The sequence below is a fragment of the Propionibacterium cyclohexanicum genome, assembly GCF_900111365.1.
GTDB lineage: Bacteria > Actinomycetota > Actinomycetes > Propionibacteriales > Propionibacteriaceae > Propionibacterium > Propionibacterium cyclohexanicum.
In genome coordinates this window covers 1-10,501 of record NZ_FOGZ01000009.1, presented here as the reverse complement: position 1 = coordinate 10,501, position 10,501 = coordinate 1, and the positions used below count along the sequence as shown (strand labels likewise).

The 10,501-nt window shown below is 66.1% G+C and carries 10 protein-coding genes and 1 pseudogene; 7 read left to right on the top strand and 4 right to left on the bottom strand.

What is annotated here, in order from left to right:
- The first annotated feature begins 20 nt into the window (after nucleotides 1–20).
- From BMX93_RS05635 to BMX93_RS13255, 7 genes and pseudogenes are all read left to right on the top strand, one after another.
- Nucleotides 21–1,721, top strand: coding sequence for an ABC transporter ATP-binding protein (locus tag BMX93_RS05635; RefSeq protein WP_177170087.1), 1,701 nt, complete (start codon nucleotides 21–23; stop codon nucleotides 1,719–1,721).
- The gene (locus BMX93_RS05630; RefSeq protein ID WP_091968905.1) at nucleotides 1,718–2,296 is read left to right on the top strand and encodes an MptD family putative ECF transporter S component; all 579 of its coding nucleotides are present in this window, start codon (nucleotides 1,718–1,720) and stop codon (nucleotides 2,294–2,296) included. The genes BMX93_RS05635 and BMX93_RS05630 overlap by 4 nt, the downstream gene beginning before the upstream one ends.
- Before the next feature lies 1 nt (nucleotide 2,297).
- Entirely contained in the window at nucleotides 2,298–3,023 is a 726-nt protein-coding gene (locus BMX93_RS05625) for an energy-coupling factor transporter transmembrane component T (RefSeq protein ID WP_177170086.1), read from the top strand.
- Entirely contained in the window at nucleotides 3,020–4,408 is a 1,389-nt protein-coding gene (locus tag BMX93_RS05620; protein ID WP_091968902.1) for an ABC transporter ATP-binding protein, read from the top strand. The genes BMX93_RS05625 and BMX93_RS05620 overlap by 4 nt, the downstream gene beginning before the upstream one ends.
- Nucleotides 4,405–5,055 (top strand): 4'-phosphopantetheinyl transferase family protein, encoded by a 651-nt coding sequence (locus BMX93_RS13535; protein ID WP_091968900.1) that lies wholly within the window; start codon nucleotides 4,405–4,407, stop codon nucleotides 5,053–5,055. Before BMX93_RS05620 ends, BMX93_RS13535 begins: the two co-directional genes overlap by 4 nt.
- A 517-nt stretch (nucleotides 5,056–5,572) precedes the next feature.
- Nucleotides 5,573–7,090 carry an aldehyde dehydrogenase family protein gene (locus tag BMX93_RS05610; protein ID WP_091968898.1) on the top strand — a complete coding sequence of 506 codons (1,518 nt, stop codon included), beginning with the start codon at nucleotides 5,573–5,575 and terminating at the stop codon, nucleotides 7,088–7,090.
- A gap of 192 nt (nucleotides 7,091–7,282) precedes the next feature.
- A pseudogene (locus BMX93_RS13255) lies at nucleotides 7,283–7,440 on the top strand (IS256 family transposase); the annotation flags it as partial.
- A gap of 223 nt (nucleotides 7,441–7,663) precedes the next feature.
- Here the strand turns inward: BMX93_RS13255 and BMX93_RS05605 are convergent.
- From BMX93_RS05605 to BMX93_RS05590, 4 genes are all read right to left on the bottom strand, one after another.
- The gene (locus BMX93_RS05605) at nucleotides 7,664–8,362 is read right to left on the bottom strand and encodes a response regulator (protein WP_177170084.1); all 699 of its coding nucleotides are present in this window, start codon (nucleotides 8,360–8,362) and stop codon (nucleotides 7,664–7,666) included.
- Nucleotides 8,363–8,364: 2 nt separating this feature from the next.
- Nucleotides 8,365–9,351 (bottom strand): sensor histidine kinase, encoded by a 987-nt coding sequence (locus BMX93_RS05600; protein WP_143052826.1) that lies wholly within the window; start codon nucleotides 9,349–9,351, stop codon nucleotides 8,365–8,367.
- Between the two features lie 294 nt (nucleotides 9,352–9,645).
- A complete protein-coding gene (locus BMX93_RS05595) occupies nucleotides 9,646–9,831 on the bottom strand; it encodes a hypothetical protein (protein WP_091968895.1) in 186 nt (61 codons plus the stop codon).
- Nucleotides 9,832–10,101: 270 nt separating this feature from the next.
- Nucleotides 10,102–10,323, bottom strand: a complete 222-nt coding sequence (locus BMX93_RS05590; protein WP_091968893.1) for a hypothetical protein — start codon at nucleotides 10,321–10,323, stop codon at nucleotides 10,102–10,104.
- Between the last annotated feature and the right edge of the window lie 178 nt (nucleotides 10,324–10,501).

The window sequence follows — 10,501 nt, the reverse complement described above, 5'->3', positions numbered from 1 at the left end:
ACGTCATTTCGCGTCGGTCAATGCGTGTTTTCGTGGTGCTCGCCGTTCTCAACGGCGTGACACAGGGACTTGCGCTGGCGACTCTGGTGCCGCTGTTCGTCGCCCTGTTGCGCGGCGATCACGAGGCGGCATGGACCTGGCTCGTGGTGCTGGGCTGCGCGTGCATCGTCAACGCGGTGTTCGTGGTGACCTCCACGCTGCGCGGCTTCGACGTGTCGATGAGCGTGGTACGCGACATGCACCGGCGTCTGAGCGAGCACATGGTGAAGCTGCCGCTCAGCTGGTTCGACTCCACCTCGACAGCCAGGGCATCCACCATCGTCGCTCGGGGCACGATGTATGTGTCGCAGGCCGCGATGGACGTGCTCGTGCCGGTCGTCTCGGCGGTCGCGACTCCGGTGGCGGTCGCCATCGTCTCGGTATTCTTCGACTGGCCGACCGGGCTGGCGTTGCTTGCCTCGATGCCGATCATTCTTCTGGTCACGCGCTGGGGCACAAACCACAACGCGCGCGCTGAGGCCGGGGTGCAGGATGCGGCGCTCGAGACCGACCGGCGGCTCCTGGAGTTTGCCGAGGACCAGGTGACGCTGCGTTCTGCCGGGGTCCTCGGCACCGACTATCTCCCGCTCTCGAGAGCCATCGAGGCCCGTCAGCGCGCAGGGACGAAGGCCCTGTGGTCGTCGGTGATCGGGATGGTACCGCAGAGCCTTGTCATCAATCTGCTGTTCGGGCTGGTCGTCAGCGTGGCCCTGCTGCGGGCGCTGGTCGGCGCATTGGACCCGATCGCAATGGTGGCGATCGTCGCGCTGTCGACCCAGGTGTCGGGTCCTCTCCGGGTGCTCGCCGAGCTCAACACGGCTCTTCGCCGGGCCGAGCTGCAGCTCACCGACGTGACCGATGTGCTGGATCAGCCCGAGATGGCCTCGCCCGAGCGATCTGCGGTGCTTCCTGTCGGCAATGAGGTGCGGCTCGAGGATGTCGTCTTCGGGTACGACGCTGAGCATCGCGTCCTCGACGGCTTCACCCTGACCCTCCCGGCAGGTCGGACCACGGCGCTGGTCGGGCCGTCGGGCTCCGGCAAGACGACCGTGACCCGGCTCATCGCCCGCTTCTGGGACGTCGACTCCGGCCGCATCAGCATCGGTGGGGTCGATGTGCGTGAGCTGAGCGACGAGGACCGGATGGCCCGGCTGGCGCTGGTGTTCCAGGACTCGTATCTCTTCGACGAGTCACTGAAGGCCAACGTCGCGCTGGGTGACGACGCTGCGGGCGACGACGAACTGCTCGACGCGGCTACATCGGCGCAGGTCACACCCATTGCGGAGCGCTTGCCCGATGGCTGGTCGAGCAGAGTCGGCGAAGGGGGTCGGCTGCTGTCAGGAGGGGAGCGGCAGCGTGTCTCCATTGCCCGGGCGCTGCTCAAGCGTGCGCCCGTTCTGCTCCTGGACGAGGCAACGGCCGCCCTTGATCCCGTTACCGCTCAGGCGGTGCAGACGGCGCTGATGGTGCTGCACACAGACGTGACTGTGCTCGTCATCGCCCATCAGGCGGAGACGATCGCACGGGCCGATCAGATCGCCTTCCTCGAACACGGACGCATCCAGGCCGTGGGAACTCACACCGAGCTGGTGGCCTCCAATCCGCGCTATGCGGCCTTCTGGAACCAGCGCGCCGACGCGGAGCGCTGGCACATCACAACCAACGAAAGGGGCACCCGATGAAACCCTCGGGGAAAGAACTCATCCAAGTAGGTATCTTCACTGCGATCTATGTCGTGATCTACATGATCTTCAATGCGGCGGGCGCATTTTCTCCGGTGCTGCAAGTGTTCACTGGGCCGATCGCGACGGTGGTCAACGGCATCACCTTCATGCTGTTCCTTGCACGCATTCACCACGCTGTCTGTATTGAGATCATGGCGCTGATATTGAGTGTGCTCATGGTGGTCATGGGGCACCATCCCATCACCCTGCTCACCGCGCTCATCGCCGGGGGGATCGCCTGGTGGCTGGCATCCGACCGGTCCGCGGTGACGGGTTGGAGGTCCATCTTCTCCTATGCCTTCTTCTCTCTGTGGCCGATCGGCGCATACCTGCCACTGCTGTTCATGAGAGACGCCGTCCTCGCCGAGACTGCCAGTCAGATGGGTGCGGAGTGGACGCGGGTCTACGCCTCCTTGATGTCAGGGCCGATGCTCGCGGTTCTCACCGTGCTGTGCTTCGTCGCCGGTCTGCTCGGTGGCCTGCTGGGCCGGTCGGTGCTCCAGAAGAGTTTCGTGAAGGCCGGGCTTGCTTGAGGTGACCGTCACAGAAACCACGGTCACGACGGAATCCCCGAGTTCTGGCCCCCGGTTCGACCCGAGGTCGCTGCTGCCATGCGTGGTCGCGCTCGTCGGGGCCCTGTTGGCGAACACGCCGCGGGTGTTCGAGCTGGGTGCGCTCGTATTGCTCATCGCACTGCTCTTGGTGCTGGACCGGTGGCGCTGGCTTGTCATCATCATGGCCGGCGGGGTCCTGGTGGCGGCGCTGTCGATTGCCGTGGGACGCGGGGCGGGCCAGGGCGTCGCGGCGCTGCTGGCGGGCACGTTGCTTTTGTGGCGCTACATCATGGCTGCCGGTTTCGGAGTTGTTCTGATATCGGCGCTCGTGCCCGCTCAGCTGCTGGCTCTGCTGCGCGCATACCGCGTGCCCGACGCCGTGACGGTTCCGCTCATGGTGATGATCCGCTACATCCCGACACTGGCCGATACTGCGCGTGCGATTGCGGACGCCATGAGGGTGCGTGGCATCCTGCACGGCCCGCTCGATCTCGTGGTCAGGCCCCTCAGCGTGGGACGCCGTCTCGTCGTGCCCCTTATCGCCGCGGCGGTGCGAGGTGGGGATGACCTGACCGCGGCGGCCCTCACGCGCGGCCTCGGCTGCGGGCAGCGGGCCACCAGCATCACCTGCCCACGGCTGAGCTGGTGGGACGGTGCACTGTGCACCGCAACGATCGCGGTGCTGGCCCTGGTGGTGTGGTCATGACGGCGGTCATCGAGGCAGAGGGGCTCAGCGTGGCCTACCCGGGTGGGGAGCGGGCCATCGAGACAGTGGACATCGCGGTCGAACGAGGGCAGACGGTCCTGGTCGTCGGGAGCTCCGGGTGCGGGAAGTCGACCCTACTGAAGGCCGTGAGCGGGCTGGTGCCGCACTTGACGCCTGCCGATGTCACCGGGTATCTCCGGGTCGCCGGAATCGAGGTCGCCGACAGCGATCTGGCGACGATCGGCAGGAAGGTCTCGAGCGTCCTGCAGAACCCGCGCACACAGTTTTTCTGTGTCGATCCGGTCTCCGAGCTGGCCTTCGCGAGCGAGAACTTCGGTAGGCCACCTGATCTGATTCGCGAACGGATCGGCTCGGCTGTCCTGGCGCTCGGCATCGGTGAGCTGCTCGGCTCGTCCATGCATGCCATGTCCGGGGGACAGAAGCAGCGTGTTGCGATCGGCGCGGCGTTCGTGAACGATCCTGAGGTCTACGTCCTGGACGAGCCCACGTCCAGCCTCGACCGGGAGAGCATCTCCACGGTGCGCGAGATGATCGCGACACTCAGGATGCGAGGTGCGACGATACTCATCGCCGAGCACCGGCTGGCCTATCTCGAGGGACTCGTCGACAGGGTCGTGCTGCTCGACGCGGGCCATCTCGTGGATCGGTGGTCGGGACCCGAGTTCTTCGCCATGCCTGCGCCGCGCAGGATGGGTCTGGGCCTGCGCAGGTTGACGGCCGCGTCGAGCGGCACGCTGCCGGTAGCGGAAGGGGGGGAGGACGGGGTGTGGCTGCACGACCTCAGCTATTCATATCGTCGCGGGATCCCGGCCCTGCGCCTGCGCGAGGCGCATCTTCCCCGGGGAAGGGTGACCGTGGTGAGCGGGCCCAATGGCGCGGGCAAGACCACTCTGGTCAAGGTGATCTGCGGGCTGTTGGAGCCACAGGGAAGCATCACGCTCGATGGGCATCGCATGGGTGCCGCCAGCCGACGCCGTCACTGTTTCTTGGTGATGCAGGACGTCAACCGTCAGTTGTTCGCCGATTCCGTCGCCGATGAGGTCGCGCTGGGTGGCGACATCACGCGGGCACAGGCGGCGATGAGGAGCCTCGGACTCGATGTCCTGGCCGAGCGGCATCCTCTGTCGTTGTCCGGGGGCCAGCAGCAGCGCACGGTGATTGCGGCCGGCCTCGCGCAGCGCCGCGACGTCTACGTTTTCGACGAACCGTCCTCCGGCCTGGATTTCGCGGCGATGACGCGAGTGGCGGCACTCCTGCGTGAGCTGGCCGCCACCGGGGTCGTTGTCGTGGTGGTGACCCACGACGACGAGTTGGCCAGCACCTGTGGCGATGTTGAACTGCGCGTGGTTCCGGCCGGTCGATGATGGGGGTCTCCGTTGTTGTTGCCTGGTGGGCGAGACCGACCCGGTTGCCGTCTGCGGTGGCGCACACGAAGCTCTGGGGCGATGACGCCGAACGTGCCGGGCAGATCCGTGACGACGAGGCCCGGACGGCATTCGTGGCAGCCCACCGGTTGTTGCGTTGGGCTGTCACCGCGACTTTCCCGGGTGTGCCACAGGTGAGGATCGAGCGTACGGCCACGGGGCGTCCGGTCATCGCCGAGCGGCCCGGGGCGTCGGTCAGCCTGTCCCACGGGCACGACCTCGTGGCAGTCGCAATTGGCGTCGGGCCGCAGGTCGGGATCGACGTCGAGGACCGCCCAGTGCCCGAGTGGAGGGACGCCGCCGAGGCCGTTTTTCACCCATCGGAGCTGGCGCAACTGCTCGACATGCCGTGTGAGCAACAGGAAGTGGCCTTTCGTCGGCTTTGGATGGCCAAGGAAGCATGGGCAAAGGCAGCTGGGATCGGCATCGGTCGGCCACAGGCGCTCCCGCCTCTGTCGTTCCGATCAGGAAACTGGCAACCGGTTGACCGGAGCTGGAGACTCCTGTCAGCGCCTCTGCAGATCCCGACGACTCTCGCTGTTCTCGGCAAGTGCGAGGTCATTGTGTGGCACCGGCCAGAATTGTGATCCGAATGGGTGGGGGCTCGCCTGACTGTGGCTTTGGCCAGCCTGACGACGAGATCGTCCAACTCACGCCACAGGTTGGCGGGAGGCCAACTGCACCGGCGCCAGGGCATCGTCGATGTCCGTGTCGACGTCCGCGATGATCCGCGATGATCCGCATTGTCTTCCCTCCCCTGTGAGTGTCCTCTCCCCTCCGACCCCCCGGCGACCCTAGCCCGGTCATGGCTGACCGGGCGCCACCTGCGGGGTCGGGGCGCCCGTTGACCGGTCTCCCAGGCTCGGGACCCGGTTGGTGGTTCTCATCCCGGGGCCTGGTCCGGGTGGCCTCAGGGATTGTTGCCGCCGCGGGCCCTGGCTAGTGGCGATTGCCTGAAAAAGCTACCCCGGTGGCTCGTACTCCCACCGTCCGGCGCGCTACCGTGAAAGTCACTCGGTGCATTGCCATCGCAGAGCCGAGCAGGGGGGCACAGCCGCTCACAGAAGAGCGCCGCTCGTCCCAGTTTTCGATGAAGGAGACGTAATGACCGCAACCATCACCCGGCCCGGGACCGAATTGGTCTTGTCAACCACCAACTACGGGATGTACATCGGCGGCGAGTGGCGCCAGGCCAGTGACGGGGCGACCCTCGAGGCCTTCGATCCCGCACACGGCACGGAACTGGCGAGGATCGCCGACGCCACCAAGAGCGACGTAGACGACGCAGTCGCGGCAGCCAGGTCGGCATTCAGGGGCTGGTCGCAGACCACGGTCCAGGCCCGCTCGAAGGCCCTGCTCGAGATCGCCGATCTCATCGACAAGAACTCTCAATTCCTGGCTACCGTCGAGTCCCTCGACAACGGAAAGCCGATCCGCGAAACCAGCGCCGCAGACATCCCGCTGGCCGCCGACCACTTCCGCTACTTCGCCGGGTGCATGCGTGCCGACGAGGGTGCCGCCACCATGATCGACCCCAACACCCTCAACATCATCCTGCGCGAGCCGCTCGGGGTCATCGGGCAGATCGTGCCGTGGAACTTCCCCTTCCTCATGGCCGCCTGGAAGCTCGCCCCGGCGCTGGTGGCGGGCAATACGGTCGTCTTCAAGCCGTCGAGCTCCACCTCGCTGTCGGTACTGGAACTCGCCCGCCTCATCGACGAGGCCGGCATCCTGCCCAAGGGTGTCCTCAATGTGATCACCGGTTCCGGCGGCAAGTCCGGCGAATACCTGCAGCATGCCGATGTCGACAAGCTGGCCTTCACCGGCTCCACCGAGGTCGGCCGCAAGATCGGGCTGGCGGCGGCGGAGAAGATCATTCCCGCTACCCTGGAGCTCGGTGGCAAGAGCGCCAATGTCTTCTTCGACGACGCCGACCCTCAGACAGCGGTCAATGGCGTGGCCATGGGCATCCTGTTCAACCAGGGCCAGGTCTGCTCGGCAGGTTCGCGCATCTTCATCCAGCAGTCCAAGCTGGATGATTTCATGGGTCGTCTCACCGACTCGTTCAAGAAGGTGAGGATCGGAGATCCCCTCGACCCGCAGACCGAGATGGGCGCCCAGATCAACCAGGCCCAGCTGAAGAAGATCCTGTCCTATGTCGAGATCGGCAAGGGTGAGGGTGCCGAGGTCGCCGTCGGTGGCCAGCGGGCCACCGAGGGTGAGCTCGCCAAGGGCGTCTTCATGGAGCCCACCCTGCTGGTCGGCAGAAACGACATGCGCGTCGCGCGTGAGGAGATCTTCGGCCCGGTGGGCGTGGTCATCCCCTTCAAGGACGAGGACGACGTGGTGGCGATGGCCAACGATTCGGTCTACGGGCTCGGTGGTGGCGTGTTCAGCAGGAGCCTCGAGCGCGCCATCCGGGTGGCCACCAGGGTGCGTACCGGACGTGTCTGGGTGAACCAGTACAACTCCTTCCCCGCCGGGGCTCCCTTCGGCGGCTACAAGGAGAGCGGCATCGGGCGTGAGACCCACAAGATGATCCTCGATGCCTACCAGCAGACGAAGAACATCCTGGTAAACCTGTCCGACAACCCGGCCGGTTTCCCCTTTGCCGGTAGGTGATCTCCTGGAGCGCTGTGCTGATATGTGAGGGACGATGTGCGCTGCGACGCTGCTTTCGCGCCCACCGGCCCCGCCTCTCTGGTCTGGTGTGCAGCGGGCCATGACGGGCCTTGCGGGGGTTCGGGGCGTACGCCCCGAACCCCCGCTGTCCGTCTGCGGTGGATACCTCGTCGATTGATTTCTATTCATCGCTTCCCGAACGAGCAGGCAGCGATGAAATGCCTGTACCTGCTCACCCGGCCCCTTGACCCTGCCTGCGGGGCAGGGCACGCTGGGTGATCAGGTGGAGGCCCCCACTGAACGCGTTCGCGATCACTTTCGCCGGCCGGCTCGAGAGAACCACTCATTGAAACCCGCCGGACCCCACACCGTTTAACTGACACTCCCGCGATGTGGGCGATGCGCTTCACGGGATGTGCTCGACGGAGGGGGTGCCGCCGGACTAGGTCGATCGGATCGGGTCCCAGGCGCAGTGGTAGAGGACGCGGCATGACCCGGTCGAGATCCTCCGTGGCACCGGTGCGGTGGACCGGGATCAGCGCTGCTCCCTGTAGGCGGCGCTCTCGGGTGGTGTCAGTCGATGATGCCGTTGCGGAATGCCCAAGTGATGACCCCGACGCGGTCGACGCAATCGAGTTTGGTCATGATGGCGCGCAGGTGGGCCTTGACGGTGGGCTCGCTGATGTGGAGTCGGTGGGCGATCTGGCTGTTGGTCAGGGAGTCGGCCACGGCGATGAGGACCTCGTGTTCGCGTTCCGTGAGGGGGCTGGTCGCGGTGTTCTTGGGGGCCAGGTTGGTCGTGGGTGGGTTGTTGAGGCTGCCGGCCAGCATGGACGACACCGACCCGGAGAATATGTCCACTCCGTACAGCGTTGCGCGGACGATGTGGGGCAGCGCTTCGGGTGCGTCGTCCTTCATGACATAGCCGCAGGCACCGGCCTGTAGACAGTCGGCAAGGTTGTTACCGACATCGAGCGAGGTCAGCATGATGACCCGCAGCTGGGGGTCGATCTCGCGCAGGGCGACGCAGACCTGCGCTCCGCCCATGATGGGCATGTTGATGTCGACCAGAGCGATCTGGGTGGGGTGGTCGCTTGTCGAGGTGACGCTCAGTGCCTCTATTGCCGAATGCCCGCCGTGGGCGACCCACTGCACCTCGATACCGGCGTCCTGTTGCAGGAGTCGGGCCAGCGACTCGCGGGTGAACCGGTCGTCGTCGACGATGCCCACCCGGATCGGGTCGTAGCGGGTGGACTGGCGTGGTTCTTCCATGGTCATTCCTTTCCCACTGGGGGATTGGGGTCCCGTGAGGGGTTGGGGGGTGTGGTAAAGGGGACGGCCATGATGGTCGACCACCGGCCGTCCTCACAGTAGGTGGACACCTCGCCGCCGAGCTCGGCCAGTCGTTCGGCCATCCCCTGGAGTCCGTGTCCGGAGGGCAGGTCGTCGGCGAGTGTGGCGATCCCGTCAGCGGCCACGTTGGACATGGAGAGGTTCGCAGTGGTGCTGGACTGGCCTACCACGAGGGCCACAGTGGTTCCGGGGACGGCGTGGCGGAGCACGTTCGCGGTGAGTTCGCGCAACCCGAGGGTGAGGGCTCGGGCGACGCGGGGGTTGCCGTTGATCCCGGACAGGTCGTCGTGTTGGTAGATGCTGACCACGTAGCCGGCCTTGACGAGCACGTCGGTGCTGTGGGCGATCTCTCGTTCAAGGCCGGACAGCGGGACGTCCAAGGGATCCTCGGAGCGCAGTAGGTCGAGCAGAGCGCGCAGGTCAGCCAGTGCGAGCTGTGCTTCCATCCCGATGTCTTCGAGCGTCTCGCGGGAGTCGCCGTGGCCGGTGCGGCCTTCCTTGGCCATGAGCACGACGTGGGTCATGGCCAGCGAGATGGTGTCGTGCAGTTCGCGGGCCAGCACGGATTTCTCGTGGGCACGTTGTTTCCGGGCTTGGGCCAGTGCCTGTTCGCTGGCGTTGAACATGCCTTTGTAATAGCGCGCCGCGAGGGCAGGGGCCACCAAGAACAGGCATAGGGCGACGGTGGTTGCCAGTGGTTGCCGATTGGCCTGTGCCAGGACGCCGACCACACCGCAGGCCATGACGGCGTAGCCAATGCGTTGGGATCGGTGTGCGGGCCAGTAGGTGCCGACCAGGGTCAGCAGGTACGTGGCGAGCGACATGGGGATCGACATCGCCTGACCGACGATGAAGGCCAGTCCCACCGCCAGCCAGGCCGGCTGCCACAAGGCCCCCAGGGCTGCCATCGTACATACGATCACATCGATCACCCCGCCCGTGCCGGGGGGCGGCCTAACAGCCCGATCAGCAGGCAAGCGCCCAGCCCGAGGTAGGCCACGGCGTCGACGAGGGGGAGCGCCCGTCTGGTGACATCGCCGATCCGCACGCGCAACCTCCCAGACCTCATGGGTCCCCCGCCGGCCGCTTCGCAGTGGTGGCTGGGAGCCAAACCCTACGGGATCGGCACGTCGCTCGTGGGGGTGGCCAATGGGTGATCGGCCGACGGCGGGCTCGCGGGAGCGGGCCCGGACGCGGACACCTCAGCACATCATCGGGATGTAGTGGCAAGAATCGATGTAGAGCGGGCCGGGGGTCTCGGCGGTGCCGCCGACGGCGGCTGGCGTCGCTGTCTGGGTGGGGGTCTCGGTGGTGGGTGCTGCGAGGGCGGGGGTGGACAGTATGCCGACCAGGGACAGGGCCACGGCGCAGTGGGTAAGGCGCTTCATGGTGATCTTCGTGAGCGGGGAAGTGGTGCTCGAGCGGTAGTCGACTTCGACGGGATCAGTGTTTCCCCGAGCGGGGTCGAGTGCCTCGTCCCATCGGATCGTCCGATCGGCCTAGACATGAGGGATGTCGTCGGGGTGGTGGGTGGTTCCCCCGCCGGGTGCTCGTCCTGTCTGGTGGTCGGCCCGTCGGGGGTGGCGGCGGTCAGGGGCGGTAGCGCAGAACGGCCTTGGGGTGAAGTGTCGTGCACCTCCTTCGAGGGTGGGTGGTGATCACTTCAGGCGGTTGACGAGGTAGACCGCGCTGTTGAGGTCGAGGGACGGCTCGGCGTCTCGCAGTGCCTTTATGGACTTGATGGTGTTGTTGGATGCCGACAGGCCCTTGGCCGATAGCACGTCGGCTGCCCACTGCAGCGGGTCGATCCCCTTGGCAGCGGGGAAGGCCTTGTTGATCGAGTCGAGCGGGTTCGGGTTGCCGAGAATGTTTGCGGCCATGGGTGTGTCTCCCTCTCATTCGGATGTTGTTGCTGGGATGCCGGCCGTGTCCTGTGGCAACTGAGATGCCGACGCCCTCAGTGTGAAGCGCCCCAGGTTTTCGGCCGCTCCTATGCGGGTTGCGGCTCTCGGTTGAGGGCTGCGTAGTGGGCGTGCTCGAACTCGGCGGGTGTGGCGT

Excerpts from the sequence above, each read along its gene's own strand:
- BMX93_RS05635 (WP_177170087.1), top strand. The coding sequence starts at position 21 with ATGCGTGTTTTCGTGGTGCTCGCCGTTCTCAACGGCGTGACACAGGGA.
- BMX93_RS05630 (WP_091968905.1), top strand. The coding sequence starts at position 1,718 with ATGAAACCCTCGGGGAAAGAACTCATCCAAGTAGGTATCTTCACTGCG.
- BMX93_RS05620 (WP_091968902.1), top strand. The coding sequence starts at position 3,020 with ATGACGGCGGTCATCGAGGCAGAGGGGCTCAGCGTGGCCTACCCGGGT.
- BMX93_RS13535 (WP_091968900.1), top strand. The coding sequence starts at position 4,405 with ATGATGGGGGTCTCCGTTGTTGTTGCCTGGTGGGCGAGACCGACCCGG.
- BMX93_RS05610 (WP_091968898.1), top strand. The coding sequence starts at position 5,573 with ATGACCGCAACCATCACCCGGCCCGGGACCGAATTGGTCTTGTCAACC.
- BMX93_RS05605 (WP_177170084.1), bottom strand. The coding sequence starts at position 8,362 with ATGGAAGAACCACGCCAGTCCACCCGCTACGACCCGATCCGGGTGGGC.
- BMX93_RS05600 (WP_143052826.1), bottom strand. The coding sequence starts at position 9,351 with ATGGCAGCCCTGGGGGCCTTGTGGCAGCCGGCCTGGCTGGCGGTGGGA.
- BMX93_RS05595 (WP_091968895.1), bottom strand. The coding sequence starts at position 9,831 with ATGAAGCGCCTTACCCACTGCGCCGTGGCCCTGTCCCTGGTCGGCATA.
- BMX93_RS05590 (WP_091968893.1), bottom strand. The coding sequence starts at position 10,323 with ATGGCCGCAAACATTCTCGGCAACCCGAACCCGCTCGACTCGATCAAC.